Raw genomic sequence first — 20,022 nt, 5'->3', positions numbered from 1 at the left:
ATGTCTGACAAGCAGGTTAAGGGGATCCTGGGCACCAAGCTCGGTATGACCCAGGTCTTCGACGAGAACAACCGGGTTGTCCCGGTGACCGTCGTGAAGGCCGGGCCGTGCGTGGTTACCCAGGTCCGCACCGATGAGAAAGACGGCTACAAGGCCGTGCAGCTCGCCTTCGGCGCCATTGACCCCCGCAAGGTCAACAAGCCCCGTGGCGGCCACTTCACCAAGGCGGGCGTGACCCCGCGCCGCCACCTCGTGGAGCTGCGCACGTCCGACGCCGACACCTACGAGGTCGGCCAGGAGCTGACCGCCGAGGTCTTCGAGACCGGCGCGGTCGTCGACGTGGTCGGCACCAGCAAGGGCAAGGGCTTCGCGGGCGTCATGAAGCGGCACGGCTTCTCGGGCCTCGGCGCGAGCCACGGTGCCGAGAAGGTGCACCGCTCGCCCGGCTCGATCGGTGGCTGTGCCACCCCGGGTCGTGTGTTCAAGGGCGTTCGCATGGCGGGCCGGATGGGCCACGTGCGGGTGACCACCCAGAACGTGACCGTGCACAAGGTCGACTCCGACGCCGGGCTGCTGCTCATCAAGGGCGCCGTTCCCGGTCCCAAGGGCGGCCTGGTGTTCGTCAAGAGCGCCGCGAAGGGTGGTGCGTGATGAGCAAGACCCTCGACGTCCGTACCCCGGACGGCAAGACCGACGGCACCGTCGAGCTCCCCGCTGAGATCTTCGACGTGCAGGCCAACATCGCGCTGATGCACCAGGTCGTCGTCGCGCAGCAGGCCGCGGCCCGCCAGGGCACCCACGCCACCAAGACCCGGGGCGCCGTCTCCGGTGGTGGCAAGAAGCCGTACCGGCAGAAGGGCACCGGCCGCGCCCGTCAGGGCTCGACCCGCGCGCCGCACTTCTCCGGCGGTGGTATCTCGCACGGCCCGCAGCCGCGCGACTACGACCAGCGGACCCCGAAGAAGATGAAGGCCGCCGCGCTCCGCGGTGCCCTCTCCGACCGGGCCCGCAACGACAAGGTGCACGTGTTCACCGGCCTCGTCGCAGGTGACGCCCCCTCCACGAAGGACGCCAAGAAGGTCCTGGCCCTGGCCAGCGACTCGAAGAAGGTCCTGGTGGTCGTGGGTCGCGGCGACGACAACGCCTGGCTGAGCCTGCGCAACCTGCCCAACGTGCACGCCATCGCGCCCGACCAGCTCAACACCTACGACGTGCTGGTCAACGACGACGTGGTGTTCACCAAGGACGCGTTCGACGTCTTCGTCGCCGGCCCGGTCAAGGGCAAGTCGGCAACGGCCGTCGCGCGCTCCGGCGAGCTGGAGGAGGTCGCGAAGTGATCCCCGACCCGCGCGACATCCTCGTCGCACCGGTGATCTCCGAGAAGTCCTACGGGCTGCTCGAGGAGAACAAGTACACGTTCTTGGTGCGTCCGGACGCCAACAAGACCGAGATCAAGATCGCGGTCGAGAAGGTCTTCGGCGTCAAGGTCGTCAGCGTCAACACGTTGAACCGCCAGGGAAAGCGCAAGCGGACCCGCACCGGCTTCGGCAAGCGCAAGGACACCAAGCGCGCCATCGTGACGCTGTCCGCCGAGAGCAAGCCGATCGAGATCTTCGGCGGCCCGGCCGCCTGATGAACGAGGACTGCTGACGAGATGGGCATTCGCAAGTACAAGCCGACGACGCCTGGCCGTCGTGGCTCCAGCGTGTCCGACTTCGCCGAGATCACTCGGTCGACGCCGGAGAAGTCGCTGATTCGTCCCCTGCACGGTCGTGGCGGGCGCAACGCGTCCGGAAAGATCACGACCCGGCACAAGGGTGGTGGCCACAAGCGCGCCTACCGTCTGATCGACTTCCGTCGGTTCGACAAGGACGGCGTGCCTGCCAAGGTCGCGCACATCGAGTACGACCCCAACCGCACGGCGCGCATCGCCCTGCTGCACTACGTCGACGGCGAGAAGCGCTACATCGTGGCGCCGAACAAGCTTCGCCAGGGCGACATGGTGGAGAACGGCCCCAAGGCCGACATCAAGCCGGGCAACAACCTGCCGCTGCGCAACATCCCGGTCGGCACCGTGGTGCACGCCATCGAGCTCCGCCCCGGTGGCGGCGCCAAGATGGCCCGTTCGGCGGGTGCCAGCGTCCAGCTGGTCGCCAAGGACGGCCCGTACGCGCAGCTCCGGCTGCCCTCGGGCGAGATCCGCAACGTCGACGTGCGCTGCCGCGCCACCGTTGGCGAGGTCGGCAACGCCGAGCACGCCAACATCAACTGGGGTAAGGCCGGCCGCATGCGGTGGAAGGGCAAGCGCCCGACCGTCCGTGGTGTCGCCATGAACCCCGTCGACCACCCGCACGGTGGTGGTGAGGGTAAGACCTCCGGTGGTCGCCACCCGGTCAACCCCGCCGGTAAGCCCGAGGGGCGCACCCGTCGGAGCAAGCCAAGCGACAAGCTCATCGTCCGGCGTCGTCGCACCGGTAAGAAGCGCTGAGCAGGGAGGGAGTGAAGGATGCCACGCAGCCTGAAGAAGGGCCCCTTCGTTGACGACCACCTGCTCAAGAAGGTGGACGTGCTCAACGAGTCGGGCAAGAAGACGGTGATCAAGACCTGGTCCCGTCGTTCGACGATCATCCCGGACATGCTGGGTCACACCATCGCGGTGCACGACGGCCGCAAGCACGTCCCGGTGTTCGTCACCGAGGCCATGGTCGGGCACAAGCTGGGCGAGTTCGCCCCGACCCGTACCTTCAAGGGCCACATCAAGGACGACCGCAAGTCGCGTCGCCGCTAGGCCAGTGACCGAACGCAGAGCAAGGGGTAGCAGCAATGGGTAACGATGCCGCTAGCGCGGAGGAATTCCCGCGCGCCGTGGCGCGGGCCCGCTACGTCCACATGTCGCCGATGAAGGTGCGGCGCGTGGTCGAGCTGATCAGGGGCCGCAACGCCCAGGAGGCCCTGGCAGTGCTCCAGTTCGCGCCGCAGGCCGCCAGCGGTCCGGTGTCGAAGGTGCTTGCCAGTGCCATGGCCAACGCCGAGAACAACCTCGACCTCGACCCTGACACCCTCTGGGTGAGCACGGTGTACGTGGACGAGGGCCCGACGGCCAAGCGGATCCGTCCGCGGGCCCAGGGCCGTGCGTACCGAATTCGGAAGCGCACCAGCCACATCACCGTCGAGGTCGAGTCGCGCCCGAAGGCCGCCAAGGCCGCGTCGGGCCGCAAGACCAGCGCGAAGGGGAGTGCCCGGTAGTGGGTCAGAAAATCAACCCGCACGGCTTCCGGCTGGGGATCACCACTGACTGGAAGTCCCGCTGGTATGCCGACAAGCAGTACGCGGAGTACGTGGCGGAGGACGTCAAGATCCGTCGCCTGCTCTCGAAGGGCATGGAGCGTGCCGGTATCGCCAAGGTGGAGATCGAGCGCACCCGTGACCGGGTCCGCGTCGACATCCACACCGCCCGGCCGGGCATCGTCATCGGCCGTCGCGGCGCGGAGGCCGACCGCATCCGCAGCGAGCTGGAGAAGCTGACCAAGAAGCAGGTCCAGCTGAACATCCTCGAGGTCAAGAACCCCGAGGCCGACGCCCAGCTCGTCGCCCAGGTCGTCGCGGAGCAGCTGTCCAACCGCGTGTCCTTCCGCCGCGCGATGCGCAAGGGCATCCAGTCCTCCATGCGCTCCCCGCAGGTGAAGGGCATCCGGGTGCAGTGCTCGGGCCGTCTCGGCGGCGCCGAGATGTCCCGCTCGGAGTTCTACCGCGAGGGTCGCGTCCCGCTGCACACGCTGCGCGCGGACGTGGACTACGGCCTGTTCGAGGCCCGCACCACCTTCGGTCGTATCGGCGTGAAGGTGTGGATCTACAAGGGTGACGTGGTCGGCGGCCGTCGGCCGAGCGAGACCGTTGCCCCCGAGTCCCGCGCACCGCGTCGTGAGCGTCCGGCCCGTCGCCGTTCCGGTGCCTCCGGCACCACGCCGACGAGCACCGAGGCCGGGCGTGCCGCGGCCGAGGCTCCGGCCGAGGCCAAGGCGTCCGCCGCGACCGAGTCGACCGCGCCGGTGAACAACGGCAGCGCGGCCGAGAAGAGTGAGGGCTGAGACGTGCTCATCCCACGCAAGGTCAAGCACCGCAAGCAGCACCACCCGAGTCGCTCGGGCGCTGCCAAGGGTGGCACCAAGGTGGTCTTCGGCGAGTTCGGCATCCAGGCGCTGGAGCCGGCCTACGTCACCAACCGGCAGATCGAGTCCGCGCGTATCGCCATCACCCGGCACATCCGCCGTGGTGGCAAGGTGTGGATCAACATCTTCCCGGACCGCCCGCTCACCAAGAAGCCTGCCGAGACCCGCATGGGTTCCGGTAAGGGTTCGCCCGAGTACTGGGTGGCCAACGTCAAGCCCGGTCGGGTCATGTTCGAGATGAACTACCCGAACGAGGCCACGGCTCGCGAGGCCCTGCGCCGCGCGATCCACAAGCTCCCGATGAAGTGCCGCATCGTCACGCGAGAGGGTGGTGAGTTCTGATGGCAGCGGCGACCACCGCTTCCGAGCTGCGTGAGCTCACCGACGAGGAGCTCGTCCTGCGTCTGAGGGAAGCCAAGGAGGAGCTGTTCAACCTCCGCTTCCAGATGGCGACCGGACAGCTCGACAACAACCGTCGGCTTCGCGCCATCCGCCACGACATCGCCCGGATCTACACCGTCATGCGCGAGCGCGAGCTCGGCCTGTCGGTCTCCCCGGACGGGACCTCTCAGGATGAGGGTGCGGCATGAGCGACGAGAAGAGCACCGTGCGTAACAACCGTAAGGTCCGCGAGGGCTACGTCGTCTCGGACAAGATGGACAAGACCATCGTTGTCTCGCTTGAGGACCGCAAGAAGCACCCGCTGTACGGCAAGGTCATGCGCTCCACCACCAAGGTGAAGGCGCACGATGAGCAGAACTCCGCCGGTGTCGGCGACCGCGTCCTGCTCATGGAGACCCGGCCGCTGTCGGCGACCAAGCGCTGGCGGCTCATGGAGATCCTCGAGAAGGCCAAGTAGGTTCCCCCAGGCCCCGCACCCGGATCAGGGTGCGGGGCACTGGTCGGACATCAGACCGCGTGCATCAGGTCGGAAATCTGGTGTGCCACACAGGGTCAGGGAGTAAAGAGAAGTGATCCAGCAGGAGTCGCGACTGCGCGTCGCCGACAACACGGGTGCGAAGGAAATCCTCTGCATCCGCGTTCTCGGTGGCTCCGGTCGCCGCTACGCCGGCATCGGCGACGTCATCGTCGCCACCGTCAAGGACGCGATGCCCGGCGCAGGCGTGAAGAAGGGCGACGTGGTCAAGGCCGTCGTCGTCCGCACCCTCAAGGAGCGTCGTCGTCCGGATGGTTCCTACATCCGCTTCGACGAGAACGCCGCCGTTCTGATCAAGAACGACACCGAGCCCCGCGGTACCCGCATCTTCGGGCCGGTCGGCCGTGAGCTTCGGGACAAGAAGTTCATGAAGATCATCTCGCTCGCGCCGGAGGTGCTCTGACCATGAAGGTGAAGAAGGGCGACACGGTCGTCGTCATCGCCGGCAAGGACAAGGGCGCCAAGGGCAAGGTCATCCAGGCCTACCCGGACCGCAACCGCGTCCTGGTCGAGGGTGTCAACCGGATCAAGAAGCACACCAAGGTCTCGCAGACCCAGCGTGGCGCCTCCTCCGGCGGCATCGTCACCCAGGAAGCCCCGATCCACGTGAGCAACGTGATGGTCGTCGACTCGGACGGCAAGCCGACCCGCGTCGGCATCCGCACGACCGACGAGGGTCGCCGCGTCCGCGTGTCGCGCCGGAACGGTAAGGACATCTGAGCATGACCACCACCGAGAAGACTCTGCCGCGACTGAAGTCCCGGTACCGCGAGGAGATCGTCGCCAAGCTCAAGAGCGACTTCTCCTACAGCAACCCGATGCAGGTCCCCGGCATCGTGAAGATCGTCGTCAACATGGGCGTCGGCGACGCCGCCCGCGACGGCAAGCTGATCGAGGGCGCGGTCCGCGACCTGTCCACGATCACCGGTCAGCGTCCCGAGGTCCGCAAGGCCCGCAAGTCCATCGCGCAGTTCAAGCTCCGCGAGGGCATGCCGATCGGTGCGCGCGCTACCCTGCGTGGCGACCGCATGTGGGAGTTCCTGGACCGGCTGCTGACCATCGCGCTGCCGCGTATCCGTGACTTCCGCGGTCTGTCGCCGAAGCAGTTCGACGGCAACGGCAACTACACCTTTGGTCTGAACGAGCAGTCGATGTTCCACGAGATCGACCCCGACTCGATCGACCGCCAGCGTGGCATGGACATCACCGTCGTCACGACTGCCCAGACCGACGAGGAGGGCCGGGCGCTGCTGAAGCACCTGGGCTTCCCGTTCAAGGAGAGCTGACGATGGCCAAGAAGGCTCTGATCAACAAGGCGGCGCGCAAGCCGAAGTTCAAGGTCCGCGCCTACACCCGCTGCAACCGCTGCGGCCGTCCGCACTCGGTGTTCCGCAAGTTCGGCCTGTGCCGGATCTGCCTGCGGCAGATGGCGCACCGCGGCGAGCTGCCTGGTGTGAGCAAGTCCAGCTGGTAAGTCCGGCTCCTCGCTCACGCCTCACTGATTCCCACTTCGCCACAGGCCCGACCGGGAACCGGGGCGAGAAAGGTTGACAAGGTCACCATGACGATGACCGACCCGATCGCAGACATGCTCACTCGTCTGCGCAACGCGAACTCGGCCTATCACGACGAGGTCGTGATGCCGCACTCCAAGCTCAAGGCCAGCATCGCTGAGATCCTGCAGCGTGAGGGCTACATCGCCGGCTTCCGCGATGAGCAGGGTGAGAAGTGCAAGAACCTGATCGTCACGCTGAAGTACGGCCCGAACCGTGAGCGCAGCATCGCTGGTGTGCGCCGGGTCTCCAAGCCGGGTCTTCGCGTCTACGCCAAGTCCACCAACCTGCCCAAGGTTCTCGGTGGCCTCGGCGTCGCGATCATTTCCACGTCGTCCGGTCTGCTGACCGACCGACAGGCCACCAAGCAGGCTGTGGGCGGGGAAGTCCTCGCCTACGTCTGGTAGCGGAAGGGGGATTACGGCATGTCACGCATCGGTAAGTTGCCGGTCTCCGTTCCGGCTGGCGTCGACGTCACGATCGACGGTCAGCTCGTGACGGTGAAGGGGCCCAAGGGCACCCTCAACCACACGGTCGCCGAGCCCATCACCGTCAAGCGCGCCGAGGACGGCACGCTCGAGGTGGCGCGGCCCGACGACGAGCGGAAGAGCCGCTCGCTGCACGGCCTGTCCCGGACCCTGGTCAACAACATGATCATCGGTGTGACCCAGGGCTACGAGAAGAAGCTCGAGATCCACGGCGTCGGTTACCGCGTCGCGGCCAAGGGCTCGGACCTGGAGTTCTCGCTCGGCTTCAGCCACCCGGTGAAGGTGGCGCCGCCCGCGGGGATCACCTTCGCGGTGGAGAGCCCCACGAAGTTCTCCGTCCAGGGCATCGACAAGCAGCAGGTTGGTGAGGTCGCCGCCAACATCCGCAAGATCCGCAAGCCGGAGCCGTACAAGGGCAAGGGTGTGCGGTACGCGGGCGAGAACGTTCGCCGCAAGGTCGGAAAGACGGGTAAGTGAGCATGAGCGAGACTGCTACGAAGCGCAAGCGGGTGGGCAAGGACGTCTCCACGGTGCGTCGCATTGCCCGTGCACGCCGGCACTTCCGGCTCCGCAAGAAGATCAGCGGCACCGCCGAGCGTCCGCGCCTGGTGGTCACCCGCTCCTCGCGGCACATGGTCGCGCAGGTGATCGACGACCTGGCCGGTCGCACGGTGGTCTCGGCCTCCACGCTGGAGGCCGACGTCCGCGCGCTGGACGGCGACAAGAAGGCTCGCGCGGCCAAGGTCGGCGCGCTCGTCGCCGCCAGGGCCAAGGACGCGGGCATCGCACAGGTCGTGTTCGACCGGGGTGGTCACAACTACCACGGCCGGATCGCCGCGCTGGCCGACGCGGCCCGCGAGGGTGGGCTGGAGTTCTGATCATGCGGAACAACGAGATCTGGGTTCGTCACAACGGAAGGAACGCCTGATGCCGGGACGTACACGGCAATTCGGCGGCGGTGGCCCCGGCGGCAACGCCGGTGGTGGCAACGAGCGCGGCGAGCGTCGCGACCGTAGGGACCGCCGCGACAGCGGCCGCGGCGGGGCGGCCCAGGAGAAGACCCCTCACATCGAGCGCGTCGTCTCGATCAACCGCGTCGCCAAGGTCGTCAAGGGTGGTCGTCGCTTCAGCTTCACCGCCCTGGTGATCGTCGGTGACGGCGACGGCATGGTCGGTGTCGGCTACGGCAAGGCCAAGGAGGTGCCGGCCGCCATCGCCAAGGGCGTTGAGGAGGCCAAGAAGCACTTCTTCAAGGTGCCTCGCATCGCCGGCACCATCCCGCACCCCGTGCAGGGTGAGGACGCCGCGGGCGTCGTCCTGCTGCGCCCCGCCAGCCCCGGTACCGGTGTCATCGCCGGTGGCCCGGTGCGCGCGGTGCTGGAGTGCGCCGGTGTGCACGACGTGCTGAGCAAGTCGCTGGGTAGCGACAACCCCATCAACATCGTGCACGCCACCGTTGCCGCTCTGAAGATGCTGCAGCGCCCCGAAGAGGTCGCCGCGCGTCGTGGCCTGCCGCTGGAGGATGTCGCTCCCGCAGGCATGCTGCGCGCCCGTGCCGGACAGGGGGTGTGATCGTCATGGCCAACCTGAAGGTCACCCAGCTGCGTAGCACGATTGGCACGAAGCGCAACCACCGCGAGTCCCTGCGGACTCTCGGCCTGCGCAAGATCCGCCAGTCAGTTGTCCGCGAGGACACGCCGCAGGTTCGTGGTCTGATCCACACCGTGCGGCACCTGGTGGCGGTCGAGGAGGTCGACTGACCATGACCATCAAGATTCACCACCTGCGTCCGGCCCCGGGCGCCAAGACCGCGAAGACCCGTGTCGGTCGCGGTGAGGGCTCCAAGGGCAAGACCGCGGGCCGTGGTACCAAGGGCACCAAGGCGCGCAAGAACGTGCCTGCCGCCTTCGAGGGTGGGCAGATGCCGATCCACATGCGGCTGCCCAAGCTGAAGGGGTTCAAGAACCCGTTCCGCGTGGAGTACCAGGTCGTCAACCTGTCCGCGCTGGCCAAGCTGTTCCCGCAGGGCGGCGCGGTCGGTATCGCCGAGCTGGTCCAGGCCGGTGCTGTTCGCAAGAACAGCCTGGTCAAGGTCCTCGGTGACGGCGACCTGGGTGGCGTGAAGCTCGACGTGACGGCGAACAAGTTCTCCGGCAGCGCCGTCGAGAAGATCACTGCCGCCGGTGGGACCACCACCACTGTGTGACACCTGATTTCGGGGCCGGGAAGCGAGTCGCCTCCCGGCCCCGAAGTCTGTCCGGGCTACGCCGTTCGCTCCCGGCTGAACGGCTGTTTTGTCCACCGTGGCAAGGACTCCGGACGGGGGCACCGGCCCCTCGGCGGCTGCTGTTACAGTCGTCAGCACGCTTCGGCCACGCGCGCGAAGCGTGTGAAGCCTGCAATTGATCCCGCCGGCAGGACGTGCCGGCCCCAGCCAGTAGTCGGCGGTCACGCCGGCCACGCCGAGGAGGTCTCGGGTGCTCAGCGCCTTCCGCTCGGCTCTTACGACGCCCGACCTGCGTCGCAAGATCCTTTTCACTCTCGGAATCGTTGCGCTGTACCGGCTGGGTGCCACCCTGCCGTCTCCGGGCGTGTCCTACGTGAATGTCCAGGAGTGCATCCGCCAGCAGGAGTCCGGCGGTCAGAGCTTCTACCAGCTGATCAACCTCTTCAGCGGTGGCGCGCTGCTGAAGCTGTCGATCTTCGCGCTGGGCATCATGCCCTACATCACCGCGAGCATCATCGTGCAGTTGCTCACCGTGGTGATCCCGCGCTTCGAGCAGCTGAAGAAGGAAGGGCAGTCGGGGCAGAACAAGCTGACCCAGTACACCCGCTACCTGACCATCGCGCTGGGCATCCTGCAGTCCACCGGCATCGTGGCGCTCGCCGTCCAGCGGCAGCTGTTCCAGAACTGCGACCGGGACGTCATCCCGGACCAGAGCGTGTTCAACCTCGTCGTCATCGTCATCACGATGACCGCGGGCACCGCCGTCATCATGTGGCTGGGTGAGCTGATCACCGAGCGCGGTGTCGGCAACGGCATGTCGCTGCTGATCTTCACCTCGATCGCGGCCCGGATCATCCCCGAGGGCGGCATGATCCTGCAGCGGCCCGACGGCGCCATCGTCTTCCCGGTCGTCTGCGTGTTCGCCCTGGCGATCATCGTCAGCGTGGTGTTCGTCGAGCAGGGCCAGCGCCGCATCCCGGTGCAGTACGCCAAGCGCATGATCGGCCGCCGTATGTACGGCGGCACCTCGACCTACCTGCCGCTGAAGGTCAACCAGGCCGGTGTCATCCCGCTGATCTTCGCGTCCTCGCTGCTGTACCTGCCGGACCTGATCTCGAAGCTGGCCGCGGGCTCCACCACCGAGCCCAGCTGGTGGCAGCAGTTCATCGCGACGCACATCGTGCAGCAGTCCAGCCCGGTGCACATCGCGATCTACTTCCTGCTGATCATCTTCTTCACGTACTTCTACGTGGCGATCACGTTCAACCCGGACGAGCGCGCCGACGAGATGAAGAAGTTCGGCGGCTTCATCCCCGGTATCCGCCCAGGGCGCCCGACCGCCGAGTACCTGCGCTTCGTGCTCGGCCGGATCACGCTGCCCGGCTCGCTCTACCTCGGCATCGTCGCCGTGTTGCCCAACTTCTTCCTGACGGTCACGCAGGAGGGCAACAACCAGAACTTCCCGTTCGGCGGCACGGCCGTGCTGATCATGGTGGGCGTCGGTCTCGACACCGTGAAGCAGATCGAGAGCCAGCTCATGCAGCGCAACTACGAAGGGTTCCTCCGGTAGTGAGACTCGTCCTCGTCGGCCCGCCCGGAGCGGGCAAGGGCACGCAGGCCACGGTGCTGAGCCAGAAGCTCGGCGTGCCCCACATTTCCACCGGTGACCTGTTCAGGGCGAACATCGGCCAGCTCACCCCGCTCGGCCAGGAGGCCAAGCGCTACCTGGACACCGGGGAGCTGGTGCCGGACTCGGTGACCAACGCGATGGTCGAGGACCGGCTGGCGCAGCCGGACGCGGCGGGCGGCTTCCTGCTCGACGGGTTCCCGCGCAACACCGTGCAGGCCGACGTGCTCGGCGGGCTGCTCGCGGCGAAGGGCACCAAGCTGGACGCGGTGCTGCAGTTCGACATCGCCGAGGACATCGTGGTGGAGCGGCTGCTGGCCAGGGGCCGGGCCGACGACACCGAGGAGATCATCCGCAGGCGGCAGCAGATCTACCGCTCGGAGACCGCTCCGCTGCTGGACTACTACCGCGACATCCTGATCACCATCGACGCCGTGGGCTCGGTCGAGGACATCTCCGAGCGCGCCCTCAAGGCCCTGCGCGCGGACGCGTGAGCCGATGCTGAAGCGCGGACGCGGTATCGAGCTGAAGACCCGCGGTGAGCTGGAGGCCATGCGCGCCGCGGGAATCGTGGTGGCCAGGGCGCTGGCCGCGGTCAGCGCGGCCGCCAGGGCCGGGGTCAGCACGCTGGAACTCGACGAGCTGGCCGAGCAGACGATCCGGGACGCGGGCGCGGTGCCCTCCTTCAAGGGCTACCACGGCTTCCCCGGCAGCATCTGCGCCTCGGTGAACGAGCAGGTCGTGCACGGCATCCCGAGCCGCGCCCAGGTGCTGGCCGAGGGCGACCTGCTCTCGGTGGACTGCGGCGCGATCCTTGAGGGCTGGCACGGCGACTCCGCGGTCACCCTGGCCATCGGCGCCATCACCCAGGCCGAGCAGGAGCTCTCCGACGCCACCAGGGCCTCGATGTGGGCCGGGATCGAGCAGGTCCGCGCAGACAACCGGCTGACCGACATCTCCTTCGCGATCGAGAGCTCGGTGATCGCCTCCGAGGAGAGGGACGGCCGCACCTACGGCATCGTCGACGGCTACGGCGGGCACGGCATCGGCTCGCAGATGCACATGGAGCCGTTCCTGCCGAACATGGGCAAGCCCGGCAAGGGCCCGCGGCTGCGGATCGGCATGGCCCTCGCGGTGGAGCCCATGCTCACCCTGGGCACCGACCGCACCGAGGAGCTCTCCGACGGCTGGACGGTGATCACCACCGACGGCACCAGGGCCGCGCACTGGGAGCACACCGTCGCCGTCACCGAGGACGGTCCCTGGGTGCTCACCGCCCCCGAGGACTAGACGATCTTCGTACCGACCGCCCCCGAGCCGATCCTTCGGCCGGGGGCGGTGGTGTTTCCCCTGCTGCGCCGAGGAGGAGTGATCGCTACCTCCACGGGGGGTGTTCCGGAATACACATCGCGGATGACGACTGTGTCCTTCACCAACTGAAACTCTGCTCGGTGTGGGCGAATCCATGCGCACCTGGTTGGGGGCCAGCCTGGTGATGATCGCGGTCTGGTCGGTAACGGGCCTGGTCACCGGTGGTTTGGGATATCCGTGGTTCGTCTGGCCGGTGAGCGTCTGGGGCGCGCTGGAGGTGCTCTCCTGGGCCGGTGAACGGCACCGCGAGCGGTCCTGAACGGGGGCCGGTTTGGCCGCTGTGCGGCGGCCGCCTACACTATTGGGACGGCGCGTCCGTCGCGCTGGCTCTTATTGCGCCTGACTCCATAGTGGCATGTGGGTTCTCACCCCTCGCTCGTGACCGGGCTCGACAGGATCCTGACGTTGCGGACGTCCGCGCCCGGCTACCGGCTCGCGCCGGACTCCGGGCATGTCAGATGATCTGTCACCGTCACGAAACGCGGAGGACATGGGCAAGAAGGACGGGGCCATTGAGGTCGAGGGCCGCGTGGTCGAGCCACTCCCCAACGCGATGTTCCGCGTTGAGCTGGAGAATGGCCACAAGGTCCTCGCGCACATCAGCGGCAAGATGCGGCAGCACTACATCCGCATCCTGCCCGAGGACCGGGTAGTCGTGGAGCTGTCGCCCTACGACCTGTCCCGCGGCCGCATCGTCTACCGCTACAAGTGACCTCCACGGTGTCCGGACGCGGTCCGGACACGCGGCCAAGCAGGAGTGCACGACCGTGAAGGTCCAGCCGAGCGTCAAGAAGATCTGCGACAAGTGCAAGGTGATCCGCCGTCACGGCCGGGTCATGGTGATCTGCGAGAACCTGCGCCACAAGCAGCGTCAGGGCTGAGATCACCCGCTCGTCGCGGTTAGACGACACAACACAAGCCTCCTCGTACCTGTTCGCGCCGCTCGCGGCGCGGGACACACCCCCGGACTTCAGGCCGGGGCCCGGAACCCAGGTTCCGGGACGGGCGGGGAGAAGACCTGAAGCGAGTACAGGAGCTAGAGAGCCGTATGGCACGTCTTTCTGGCGTCGATCTCCCCCGCGAGAAGCGGATGGAGATCGCGCTGACCTACATCTTCGGCATCGGCCGAACCCGTTCCAAGGAGATCCTGGCCGCGACGGGCGTCAGCCCGGACCTGCGCGCCAAGGACCTCGGCGACGACCAGCTGGTCAAGCTGCGGGACTACATCGAGAACAACTTCAAGGTCGAGGGTGATCTCCGCCGCGAGGTCGCGGCCGACATTCGCCGCAAGGTCGAAATCGGCTGCTACGAGGGTCTGCGGCACCGTCGCAACCTGCCCGTGCGTGGTCAGCGGACCAAGACCAACGCCCGCACCCGCAAGGGCCCGAAGAAGACGGTCGCCGGCAAGAAGAAGGCCGGTAAGAAGTAAGACCCCCGCGTAGCTAGGAGATCCGAAGCACCATGCCTCCCAAGTCCCGCCAGGGCGCCGGGGTCAAGAAGATCCGGCGTAAGGAAAAGAAGAACGTCTCCCATGGGCACGCCCACATCAAGAGCACGTTCAACAACACCATCGTCTCCATCACGGACCCGAACGGCGCCGTGATCTCCTGGGCCTCCGCCGGCCACGTCGGCTTCAAGGGCTCCAGGAAGTCCACCCCGTTCGCGGCCCAGATGGCCGCCGAGAACGCCGCCCGCAAGGCCGCAGAACACGGCATGCGCAAGGTCGACGTCTTCGTCAAGGGTCCCGGCTCCGGCCGCGAGACCGCCATCCGCTCGCTCCAGGCGGCCGGCCTCGAGGTCGGCACCATCCAGGACGTGACCCCGCAGCCGCACAACGGCTGCCGCCCGCCCAAGCGGCGTCGGGTCTGAGCGCGGGAGAGGAGTAGAAAACAATGGCTCGTTACACCGGTCCCGCGACTCGCAAGTCCCGTCGGCTCAAGGTCGACCTCATCGGGGGCGACAAGGCCTTCGAGCGCCGTCCTTACCCGCCCGGCCAGCACGGCCGCACGCGGATCAAGGAGAGCGAGTACCTGCTCCAGACGCAGGAGAAGCAGAAGGCCCGCTTCACCTACAACGTCCTGGAGCGCCAGTTCCGCCGCTACTACGAGGAAGCCGTGCGTCTCCCCGGCAAGACCGGTGAGAACCTGCTGCGCATCCTCGAGTCGCGCCTGGACAACGTGGTCTACCGCGCCGGTCTCGCTCGCACGCGGCGTCAGGCTCGTCAGCTGGTGGCGCACGGTCACTTCCTGGTCAACGGCCAGAAGGTGAACATCCCCAGCTTCCGCGTCTCGCAGTACGACATCATCGACGTGAAGCCGAAGTCCCTGCCGACGCTGCCGTTCCTGGCCGCGAAGGAAGCCCTCGGCGACCGTCCGGTCCCGGCCTGGCTGCAGGTCGTTCCGTCGAACCTGCGGGTGCTCGTGCACCAGCTCCCGGAGCGCGCACAGATCGATGTGCCGGTCCAGGAGCAGCTCATCGTCGAGCTCTACTCGAAGTGACGTGTTCCGGGGCGGTCGTCTCAGGCGATCGCCCCGGCTTCGCGTCCGACCCCGGTGGCGGCACTACAGGGTGTGCCGTCGCCCTGCCGGGTCTCCAGGTCCGCCTGGTCTCCGGTGCGTCATTTCTCTCGGTGTCATATAGCGGTCACCGGTAGGAAAGGGAACAGCCAGTGCTCATCTCTCAGCGCCCGTCGCTGGCCGAGGAGTCGGTCAACGACACGCGGTCCCACTTCGTCATCGAGCCCCTGGAGCCGGGTTTCGGCTACACGCTCGGCAACTCCCTCCGCAGGACCCTGCTGTCGTCCATCCCGGGCGCGGCGGTGACCAGCATCCGCATCGACGGCGTGCTGCACGAGTTCACCACGGTCCCCGGCGTGAAGGAGGACGTCACCGACATCATCCTCAACCTCAAGGAGCTGGTCGTCAGCTCCGAGGAGGACGAGCCGGTGACGATGTACCTGCGCAAGCAGGGTCCCGGCGAGGTCACCGCCGGCGACATCGTCCCGCCCGCGGGCGTGACGGTGCACAACCCCGACCTGCACATCGCCACCCTCAACGGGAAGGGCAAGCTGGAGATCGAGCTCGTCGTCGAGCGCGGTCGCGGCTACGTCCCGGCGATGCAGAACAAGCAGGCCGGTGCCGAGATCGGCCGGATCCCGGTCGACTCGATCTACTCGCCGGTGCTGAAGGTGACGTACAAGGTCGAGGCCACCCGTGTCGAGCAGCGCACGGACTTCGACAAGCTGATCCTGGACGTGGAGACCAAGCCCTCGATCACCCCGAGGGACGCGGTTGCCTCGGCCGGTAAGACCCTCGTCGAGCTGTTCGGGCTGGCCCGTGAGCTCAACGTGGACGCAGAGGGCATCGAGATCGGCCCGTCTCCCGCGGAGGCGGACACCATCGCCGCGTTCGCGATGCCGATCGAGGACCTCGACCTCACCGTCCGGTCCTACAACTGCCTCAAGCGCGAGGGCATCCACACCGTGGGTGAGCTCGTCTCGCGCAGCGAGGCGGACCTGCTGGACATCCGGAACTTCGGCGCCAAGTCGATCGACGAGGTCAAGCTGAAGCTGGCAGGCCTCGGGCTCGCGCTCAAGGACAGCCCGCCCGGGTTCGACCCGTCGGCCGCCGCGGCGGACTACACCTCCGAGGGTTGGTCCGCAGGGGTCGACCACGGCAACGACGATGGCCACGACTACGCCGAGACCGAGCAGCTGTAGAGCTGCGCACTGTGCGCGCCCCCAGCGGCGTCGCGCAGCTTGATCTCAAGAGGAGCAAGAGATGCCCACCCCCACCAAGGGTGCCCGGCTCGGTGGGTCGCCTGCCCACCAGCGGCTGATGCTGGCCAACCTGGCCACGTCGCTGTTCGAGCACGGCCGGATCACCACCACCGAGGCGAAGGCGCGGCGGCTGCGTCCGTACGCCGAGCGCCTGATCACCAAGGCCAAGCGCGGTGACCTGCACAACCGTCGCGAGATCATGAAGCTGATCCGCGACAAGGACATCGTGCACAAGCTGATCGCCGAGATCGGCCCGCACTTCGCCGAGCGCAACGGTGGCTACACCCGCATCACCAAGACGATGCCGCGCAAGGGCGACAACGCGGCCATGGCCGTGATCGAGCTCATCACCGAGCGCACCGTCACCGCCGAGGCGAACGCCGCTCGCGGCACCAAGTTCGCCAAGGACGAGGCGAAGAAGACCGAGGCCGCCCCGGCTGCCGACGTCGACGCCGAGGCGCCCAAGACCACCGAGGCCGCTTCCGAGCAGGAGCAGGCCGAGGGTTCGGTCGAGACCGTCGAGGCCGACCTGAAGGACAAGTCCGACAAGTGACGTCCGGACGATCGCAGTCCGACGAGCCCGCCGCTTCCTCCACTCCGGAGGGCGGCGGGCTCGTCCGCGTACCGGGTCCGTACCGGTTCCGGCTGGACCTCGGCTACGACGGCACGGACTTCTCCGGCTGGGCGAGGCAGCCCGGCAGGCGCACGGTGTGCGGGGTGCTCGAGGACGCGCTGTCGCTGCTGACCCGGCGGGACGTCCAGCTCACCGTGGCCGGGCGGACCGACGCCGGGGTGCACGCCACCGGCCAGGTCGCCCACTTCGACTCCCCCGATCCGTCCGAAGCGGACGGTCTGGTGCGCAGGCTGGCCCGGCTGCTGCCGCCGGACGTCCGGGTCTTCTCGATCCGCCAGGTGCCGCTGGAGTTCGACGCGCGGTTCGGCGCGCTGCGGCGGCACTACGAGTACCGCGTGACCGCCGCCGAGTACGGCGCGGCTCCGCTGCGCGCGCGCGAGGTGGTCGCCTGGCCGCGTGCGCTCGACGTGGACGCGATGAACGAGGCCGCGCGGTTGTTGTTGGGGGAGCACGACTTCGCGGCGTTCTGCAAGCGCAGGGAGGGCGCGACGACGGTGCGGCAGCTGCAGCGCCTGGAGTGGGCTCCCGATGGCGAGGAGCTCGTCGCGCACGTCTCCGCCGACGCGTTCTGCCATTCGATGGTGCGCAGCCTGGTCGGCGCGCTGCTCGCGGTGGGGGACGGGCGGAAGGGGCCGGAGTGGCCCGCGACGCTGCTGCGCTCCACGGTGCGGGCGAGTTCGGTGACCGTCGCCCCTGCGCACGGGCTTTCCCTTGTGGGAGTTGACTACCCGGCCAACGAGCAGTTGGCCGAACGCGCCGAGGTCACCCGCCGGGTGCGAGTGCTCGGCGGGTGACCTGCGGTGGTGTGCGTGCTTAGGGGAAGCTCGGCTGGCCGGTGCGGCAGATCTCCGCGCCGTTGATGTTCGGCATGGTCGCCGCGGCTTCGGCACGTAGTAGGCGTTGACCACCTCGTGCTGGCCGTCCGCGTAGAACGGGATGCTGCCGGGGCCCTGGTACGTGGTGAAGGAGTTGCCGTTGCTCCAGCGCGCCTTGACCAGGATCAGGCCTGAACCGCAGTGGTTGTCGTGGTGCCATCCCCTCGGTGTTGATCAACGACGGGACGACCCCAGGGCCCTCCCCGGCACGGATCTGTCCAAAAAGGACTGATTTGGCCCGATGGGATGGATCGGCCGATGTCCGCTGAACCCCAAGGCTTCTGAAGCGTCAGTCGCCCCGGCGGATGGGGCCGAGCAGCTGCTGTTCGCTCGGTGTGGTGATCAACCGGATGGGCAGCCACAGGTTCGGGCCGACCGCTACCGCCATGTCGTCGCCGAGCGAGCTCAGCTGCTGCACCAGGTGCGGCGGCAGTCGCCACATCCGCCCGGCGAGCTGCGCCTGGCCGACCGGGAGCCGCTGGATCAGCGCCAGATCGGCCCCGGTCACCGTGGACGTCGCCTGCGGGTGCAGGTAGGGGAGCACGTACAGCGTTGTCTGCCAGGGAGAGCGCGGCGGGAACAGCTCCTGGGGGACCGCGGTGCCGTCGTGCACCACGAGCAGCGGACCGTCCTCCGAACCCCGGGGCAGCTCGACCGGGGTGAGCCTGCGGATCTGCACCAGCGGCACCGGTCGTCCGTCCGGGCCCTGGCCCGCCGCCCTGGTCAGCGCGTGCCACGCCGCGGGCCGTCCCGTCGCGACGACCACCCACGCTCCGGTGGCCATCGCCCGCATCGCCACCTGGCGCGCCAGGTACAGCCCGCCGACGAGGGCGATCCGGGTCGGGGCGTTGCGCAGCACCGAGACCGACAGCGGTTCGCCCTGCGCACCGCAGCCGAGCACCATGCCACCGCGGTCGCCGGAGGGGCTGATCGCGTCGAGCATGTCCGGGGAGACGGTGAACTCCGGGGCGACACCGAGGTCGGCGGCCTTGTTCTCCAGCATCCTGCCGCGAGGGGTCACGTGTTTCCTCCGAGCGGGAGCGACGCGGCGAACCCGGCGAGCTGGATGCCGCGCAACGGGGTCAGGGACAGGCCGAGCCGCTCGCTGATCGTCTGCAGGCGCTCGTCGGCCTGCTCCAGTTCTTTCGGGGTGCGGGCGCTGACCCGCACCAGGCCGCGCAGGCCCACGTTGCCGTCCTCGTCACTCGGTGAGATCGCCACGGACACGGTCGCCGACAGCGCGCGCACACCGGTCAGCGCGTTCAGGCTGGCCTGGCCACCCCGGCTCGGCCAGCCGGTGACCGCGTAGCTGGCGTGACCGACGCCGGCCGCGGTGACGCCGGTCCACCGCTCCCGCAGCTGGACCGGGTCCGAGGTCGCGGTCGCCGTGGTGAGTTCGGCCGCGGAGATCCCGGCGCGCAGCAGCTCGTCGGTGTCCAGCGGTCGGGTCTGCACTCCCTTGGCCGCCAGGGCGTTTCCCACCCGGGACAGCGCTCCGAGCAGCGCGCGGTGCGCACCCACGACGCCGCCGCCGCGCTCGCGGATCGCGGAGAGGCAGCGCTGCGGGTCGAGCCGCACGGCCACCCAGGTGGTGCGCCGCGCCGCGGTCGGCAGCGGGCCGAGGACTTCGAGGTAGGAGGCCAGCGCGGGCGAGCTCGCGGGCAGCGCCGCGCTTCCCGGGTAGCAGTGGCAGATCACCTGGATCGAGTCGAGCACGACGCCGCGGTCCTCCAGGCACGGCGCGAGCGCGGACAGCGGCAGGTTGGGCGTGCTGCCGACCTTGGTGATCAGCCCGGGAGCCGGGTCGACCAGCAGGACCGCCGTCCACGTGCCCTCGTGCCAGGCCAGGCCGATGGGGTTGCGGTCGTGGTCGGTGGCCTGCGCGACCACCAGGTCCGGAACGGCCAGCCGGAGCAGCGCGACCCTGCGGTCCTCCGCGCCGAGCGTCGTCTGGCCGGGCTCGTCCGCGGTCGCGGCGACCTGGCGCGCGGTGCGCAGGTGGGAACGGAACGCGTAGCGGGCGGTGAGCGCGATCCACTGGGTCATCCAGCGGCCGTTCCACCGGGTCGTCGCGATCAGCAGACCGAGGACCGCGAGCCCGGCCGCGACGGGCAGGAGCGCGCGGTTCACCGCGAGCAGCACCAGCCCGAGCCCGGCGCCGACCTGGAAGACGACGAGGTTCGCCACGGGCAGCGCGCCCAGGCTCGCGCCCACCGTGCGCCGCCGCGCGCGCAGGACGACAGGGGGCGGAGTGGGGTTCGTTGTCACGGACATTCCGGTTCGGTCTCTCCCCGCGCTGGCTGCCAGTAAGGTGCCCTCTAGGCGCATTAGGCACCGGTCCGTAACGCTACCGCGCAGTGGAG

At 68.3% G+C, this 20,022-nt stretch carries 34 protein-coding genes; 32 read left to right on the top strand and 2 right to left on the bottom strand.

The window, feature by feature from the left end:
- The 32 genes from rplC (at position 1) to truA (ending at position 17,578) form a co-directional block, all read left to right on the top strand.
- Positions 1-651: a 50S ribosomal protein L3 gene (rplC, locus tag BLT28_RS25330; protein ID WP_030427392.1), complete on the top strand. Its 651-nt coding sequence runs from the start codon at positions 1-3 to the stop codon at positions 649-651.
- Entirely contained in the window at positions 651-1,337 is a 687-nt protein-coding gene (gene rplD / locus BLT28_RS25325; RefSeq protein ID WP_030427393.1) for a 50S ribosomal protein L4, read from the top strand. Before rplC ends, rplD begins: the two co-directional genes overlap by 1 nt.
- Positions 1,334-1,633: a 50S ribosomal protein L23 gene (rplW, locus tag BLT28_RS25320; protein ID WP_030427394.1), complete on the top strand. Its 300-nt coding sequence runs from the start codon at positions 1,334-1,336 to the stop codon at positions 1,631-1,633. The genes rplD and rplW overlap by 4 nt, the downstream gene beginning before the upstream one ends.
- 21 nt (positions 1,634-1,654) lie before the next feature.
- Positions 1,655-2,488, top strand: coding sequence for a 50S ribosomal protein L2 (gene rplB / locus BLT28_RS25315; RefSeq protein WP_030427395.1), 834 nt, complete (start codon positions 1,655-1,657; stop codon positions 2,486-2,488).
- 18 nt (positions 2,489-2,506) lie between these two features.
- Positions 2,507-2,788, top strand: coding sequence for a 30S ribosomal protein S19 (rpsS, locus tag BLT28_RS25310; protein ID WP_015105260.1), 282 nt, complete (start codon positions 2,507-2,509; stop codon positions 2,786-2,788).
- A 35-nt stretch (positions 2,789-2,823) separates the two neighbouring features.
- Positions 2,824-3,246 (top strand): 50S ribosomal protein L22, encoded by a 423-nt coding sequence (rplV, locus tag BLT28_RS25305; protein ID WP_030427396.1) that lies wholly within the window; start codon positions 2,824-2,826, stop codon positions 3,244-3,246.
- Complete coding sequence (gene rpsC, locus BLT28_RS25300) at positions 3,246-4,088, top strand: 30S ribosomal protein S3 (RefSeq protein ID WP_030427397.1); 843 nt, start codon at positions 3,246-3,248, stop codon at positions 4,086-4,088. Before rplV ends, rpsC begins: the two co-directional genes overlap by 1 nt.
- A gap of 3 nt (positions 4,089-4,091) precedes the next feature.
- Entirely contained in the window at positions 4,092-4,511 is a 420-nt protein-coding gene (gene rplP, locus BLT28_RS25295; RefSeq protein WP_030427398.1) for a 50S ribosomal protein L16, read from the top strand.
- Positions 4,511-4,759, top strand: a complete 249-nt coding sequence (gene rpmC, locus BLT28_RS25290; RefSeq protein ID WP_030427399.1) for a 50S ribosomal protein L29 — start codon at positions 4,511-4,513, stop codon at positions 4,757-4,759. Before rplP ends, rpmC begins: the two co-directional genes overlap by 1 nt.
- On the top strand, positions 4,756-5,028 hold the full coding sequence (gene rpsQ, locus BLT28_RS25285) for a 30S ribosomal protein S17 (protein ID WP_030427400.1): 273 nt from the start codon (positions 4,756-4,758) through the stop codon (positions 5,026-5,028). The genes rpmC and rpsQ overlap by 4 nt, the downstream gene beginning before the upstream one ends.
- Positions 5,029-5,140: 112 nt before the next feature.
- Positions 5,141-5,509 (top strand): 50S ribosomal protein L14, encoded by a 369-nt coding sequence (gene rplN, locus BLT28_RS25280; protein WP_030427401.1) that lies wholly within the window; start codon positions 5,141-5,143, stop codon positions 5,507-5,509.
- A 2-nt stretch (positions 5,510-5,511) separates the two neighbouring features.
- On the top strand, positions 5,512-5,826 hold the full coding sequence (gene rplX, locus BLT28_RS25275; protein ID WP_030427402.1) for a 50S ribosomal protein L24: 315 nt from the start codon (positions 5,512-5,514) through the stop codon (positions 5,824-5,826).
- Between the two features lie 2 nt (positions 5,827-5,828).
- Positions 5,829-6,392 (top strand): 50S ribosomal protein L5, encoded by a 564-nt coding sequence (rplE, locus tag BLT28_RS25270; protein WP_030427403.1) that lies wholly within the window; start codon positions 5,829-5,831, stop codon positions 6,390-6,392.
- Positions 6,393-6,394: 2 nt separating this feature from the next.
- A complete protein-coding gene (locus tag BLT28_RS25265) occupies positions 6,395-6,580 on the top strand; it encodes a type Z 30S ribosomal protein S14 (RefSeq protein WP_030427404.1) in 186 nt (61 codons plus the stop codon).
- Between the two features lie 87 nt (positions 6,581-6,667).
- Positions 6,668-7,066: a 30S ribosomal protein S8 gene (gene rpsH / locus BLT28_RS25260; protein ID WP_030427405.1), complete on the top strand. Its 399-nt coding sequence runs from the start codon at positions 6,668-6,670 to the stop codon at positions 7,064-7,066.
- Positions 7,067-7,084: 18 nt separating this feature from the next.
- A complete protein-coding gene (gene rplF, locus BLT28_RS25255) occupies positions 7,085-7,624 on the top strand; it encodes a 50S ribosomal protein L6 (protein ID WP_030427406.1) in 540 nt (179 codons plus the stop codon).
- Positions 7,621-8,025, top strand: a complete 405-nt coding sequence (gene rplR / locus BLT28_RS25250) for a 50S ribosomal protein L18 (RefSeq protein ID WP_052406885.1) — start codon at positions 7,621-7,623, stop codon at positions 8,023-8,025. The genes rplF and rplR overlap by 4 nt, the downstream gene beginning before the upstream one ends.
- Positions 8,026-8,074: 49 nt before the next feature.
- Entirely contained in the window at positions 8,075-8,719 is a 645-nt protein-coding gene (gene rpsE / locus BLT28_RS25245; RefSeq protein WP_030427408.1) for a 30S ribosomal protein S5, read from the top strand.
- A 5-nt stretch (positions 8,720-8,724) separates the two neighbouring features.
- Complete coding sequence (gene rpmD / locus BLT28_RS25240) at positions 8,725-8,907, top strand: 50S ribosomal protein L30 (protein ID WP_030427409.1); 183 nt, start codon at positions 8,725-8,727, stop codon at positions 8,905-8,907.
- 2 nt (positions 8,908-8,909) lie between these two features.
- Entirely contained in the window at positions 8,910-9,353 is a 444-nt protein-coding gene (gene rplO / locus BLT28_RS25235) for a 50S ribosomal protein L15 (RefSeq protein WP_030427410.1), read from the top strand.
- A gap of 271 nt (positions 9,354-9,624) precedes the next feature.
- The gene (gene secY / locus BLT28_RS25230; protein WP_030427411.1) at positions 9,625-10,944 is read left to right on the top strand and encodes a preprotein translocase subunit SecY; all 1,320 of its coding nucleotides are present in this window, start codon (positions 9,625-9,627) and stop codon (positions 10,942-10,944) included.
- Positions 10,944-11,495, top strand: a complete 552-nt coding sequence (locus tag BLT28_RS25225; RefSeq protein ID WP_030427412.1) for an adenylate kinase — start codon at positions 10,944-10,946, stop codon at positions 11,493-11,495. Before secY ends, BLT28_RS25225 begins: the two co-directional genes overlap by 1 nt.
- 4 nt (positions 11,496-11,499) lie before the next feature.
- Positions 11,500-12,291, top strand: a complete 792-nt coding sequence (map, locus tag BLT28_RS25220; RefSeq protein WP_030427413.1) for a type I methionyl aminopeptidase — start codon at positions 11,500-11,502, stop codon at positions 12,289-12,291.
- Positions 12,292-12,466: 175 nt separating this feature from the next.
- Entirely contained in the window at positions 12,467-12,631 is a 165-nt protein-coding gene (locus BLT28_RS40440) for a hypothetical protein (RefSeq protein ID WP_156050523.1), read from the top strand.
- A gap of 231 nt (positions 12,632-12,862) precedes the next feature.
- Positions 12,863-13,084 carry a translation initiation factor IF-1 gene (gene infA, locus BLT28_RS25215; RefSeq protein WP_005166804.1) on the top strand — a complete coding sequence of 74 codons (222 nt, stop codon included), beginning with the start codon at positions 12,863-12,865 and terminating at the stop codon, positions 13,082-13,084.
- A 55-nt stretch (positions 13,085-13,139) separates the two neighbouring features.
- Positions 13,140-13,253 (top strand): 50S ribosomal protein L36, encoded by a 114-nt coding sequence (gene rpmJ / locus BLT28_RS25210; RefSeq protein ID WP_010148647.1) that lies wholly within the window; start codon positions 13,140-13,142, stop codon positions 13,251-13,253.
- Positions 13,254-13,420: 167 nt separating this feature from the next.
- Positions 13,421-13,801, top strand: a complete 381-nt coding sequence (rpsM, locus tag BLT28_RS25205; protein ID WP_030427414.1) for a 30S ribosomal protein S13 — start codon at positions 13,421-13,423, stop codon at positions 13,799-13,801.
- Between the two features lie 32 nt (positions 13,802-13,833).
- Positions 13,834-14,241: a 30S ribosomal protein S11 gene (gene rpsK / locus BLT28_RS25200; protein WP_030427415.1), complete on the top strand. Its 408-nt coding sequence runs from the start codon at positions 13,834-13,836 to the stop codon at positions 14,239-14,241.
- Positions 14,242-14,264: 23 nt separating this feature from the next.
- Complete coding sequence (gene rpsD / locus BLT28_RS25195; protein WP_030427416.1) at positions 14,265-14,870, top strand: 30S ribosomal protein S4; 606 nt, start codon at positions 14,265-14,267, stop codon at positions 14,868-14,870.
- 170 nt (positions 14,871-15,040) lie between these two features.
- Positions 15,041-16,090, top strand: coding sequence for a DNA-directed RNA polymerase subunit alpha (locus BLT28_RS25190; protein WP_030427417.1), 1,050 nt, complete (start codon positions 15,041-15,043; stop codon positions 16,088-16,090).
- Between the two features lie 61 nt (positions 16,091-16,151).
- The gene (gene rplQ, locus BLT28_RS25185) at positions 16,152-16,703 is read left to right on the top strand and encodes a 50S ribosomal protein L17 (RefSeq protein ID WP_030427418.1); all 552 of its coding nucleotides are present in this window, start codon (positions 16,152-16,154) and stop codon (positions 16,701-16,703) included.
- On the top strand, positions 16,700-17,578 hold the full coding sequence (truA, locus tag BLT28_RS25180; protein ID WP_030427419.1) for a tRNA pseudouridine(38-40) synthase TruA: 879 nt from the start codon (positions 16,700-16,702) through the stop codon (positions 17,576-17,578). Before rplQ ends, truA begins: the two co-directional genes overlap by 4 nt.
- Before the next feature lie 370 nt (positions 17,579-17,948).
- Here the strand turns inward: truA and BLT28_RS25175 are convergent, their stop codons facing one another.
- Both BLT28_RS25175 and eccE read right to left on the bottom strand, forming a co-directional pair.
- Positions 17,949-18,662: a hypothetical protein gene (locus BLT28_RS25175; protein WP_030427420.1), complete on the bottom strand. Its 714-nt coding sequence runs from the start codon at positions 18,660-18,662 to the stop codon at positions 17,949-17,951.
- A 14-nt stretch (positions 18,663-18,676) separates the two neighbouring features.
- Entirely contained in the window at positions 18,677-19,933 is a 1,257-nt protein-coding gene (eccE, locus tag BLT28_RS25170) for a type VII secretion protein EccE (RefSeq protein WP_052406886.1), read from the bottom strand.
- Positions 19,934-20,022 lie beyond the last annotated feature (89 nt).

The sequence above is a fragment of the Allokutzneria albata genome, from assembly GCF_900103775.1.
Classification (GTDB): domain Bacteria; phylum Actinomycetota; class Actinomycetes; order Mycobacteriales; family Pseudonocardiaceae; genus Allokutzneria; species Allokutzneria albata.
The sequence above is the reverse complement of the archived record's forward strand: the minus strand, read 5'-3'. Positions and strand labels throughout refer to the sequence as shown.

Bases quoted from the DNA above. Each gene is read 5' to 3' on its own strand.
- rplQ (WP_030427418.1), top strand. From the start codon at position 16,152: ATGCCCACCCCCACCAAGGGTGCCCGGCTCGGTGGGTCGCCTGCCCAC.
- rpsK (WP_030427415.1), top strand. From the start codon at position 13,834: ATGCCTCCCAAGTCCCGCCAGGGCGCCGGGGTCAAGAAGATCCGGCGT.
- eccE (WP_052406886.1), bottom strand. From the start codon at position 19,933: ATGTCCGTGACAACGAACCCCACTCCGCCCCCTGTCGTCCTGCGCGCG.
- rplE (WP_030427403.1), top strand. From the start codon at position 5,829: ATGACCACCACCGAGAAGACTCTGCCGCGACTGAAGTCCCGGTACCGC.
- rplB (WP_030427395.1), top strand. From the start codon at position 1,655: ATGGGCATTCGCAAGTACAAGCCGACGACGCCTGGCCGTCGTGGCTCC.
- BLT28_RS25265 (WP_030427404.1), top strand. From the start codon at position 6,395: ATGGCCAAGAAGGCTCTGATCAACAAGGCGGCGCGCAAGCCGAAGTTC.
- BLT28_RS25175 (WP_030427420.1), bottom strand. From the start codon at position 18,662: ATGCTGGAGAACAAGGCCGCCGACCTCGGTGTCGCCCCGGAGTTCACC.
- rpsS (WP_015105260.1), top strand. From the start codon at position 2,507: ATGCCACGCAGCCTGAAGAAGGGCCCCTTCGTTGACGACCACCTGCTC.
- rpsQ (WP_030427400.1), top strand. From the start codon at position 4,756: ATGAGCGACGAGAAGAGCACCGTGCGTAACAACCGTAAGGTCCGCGAG.
- rpmC (WP_030427399.1), top strand. From the start codon at position 4,511: ATGGCAGCGGCGACCACCGCTTCCGAGCTGCGTGAGCTCACCGACGAG.
- rplX (WP_030427402.1), top strand. From the start codon at position 5,512: ATGAAGGTGAAGAAGGGCGACACGGTCGTCGTCATCGCCGGCAAGGAC.
- rpsE (WP_030427408.1), top strand. From the start codon at position 8,075: ATGCCGGGACGTACACGGCAATTCGGCGGCGGTGGCCCCGGCGGCAAC.
- rplC (WP_030427392.1), top strand. From the start codon at position 1: ATGTCTGACAAGCAGGTTAAGGGGATCCTGGGCACCAAGCTCGGTATG.
- rplV (WP_030427396.1), top strand. From the start codon at position 2,824: ATGGGTAACGATGCCGCTAGCGCGGAGGAATTCCCGCGCGCCGTGGCG.
- BLT28_RS40440 (WP_156050523.1), top strand. From the start codon at position 12,467: ATGCGCACCTGGTTGGGGGCCAGCCTGGTGATGATCGCGGTCTGGTCG.
- rpsD (WP_030427416.1), top strand. From the start codon at position 14,265: ATGGCTCGTTACACCGGTCCCGCGACTCGCAAGTCCCGTCGGCTCAAG.
- rpmD (WP_030427409.1), top strand. From the start codon at position 8,725: ATGGCCAACCTGAAGGTCACCCAGCTGCGTAGCACGATTGGCACGAAG.
- rplF (WP_030427406.1), top strand. From the start codon at position 7,085: ATGTCACGCATCGGTAAGTTGCCGGTCTCCGTTCCGGCTGGCGTCGAC.
- rpsH (WP_030427405.1), top strand. From the start codon at position 6,668: ATGACGATGACCGACCCGATCGCAGACATGCTCACTCGTCTGCGCAAC.
- map (WP_030427413.1), top strand. From the start codon at position 11,500: ATGCTGAAGCGCGGACGCGGTATCGAGCTGAAGACCCGCGGTGAGCTG.
- rpsM (WP_030427414.1), top strand. From the start codon at position 13,421: ATGGCACGTCTTTCTGGCGTCGATCTCCCCCGCGAGAAGCGGATGGAG.
- rplD (WP_030427393.1), top strand. From the start codon at position 651: ATGAGCAAGACCCTCGACGTCCGTACCCCGGACGGCAAGACCGACGGC.
- infA (WP_005166804.1), top strand. From the start codon at position 12,863: ATGGGCAAGAAGGACGGGGCCATTGAGGTCGAGGGCCGCGTGGTCGAG.
- rplO (WP_030427410.1), top strand. From the start codon at position 8,910: ATGACCATCAAGATTCACCACCTGCGTCCGGCCCCGGGCGCCAAGACC.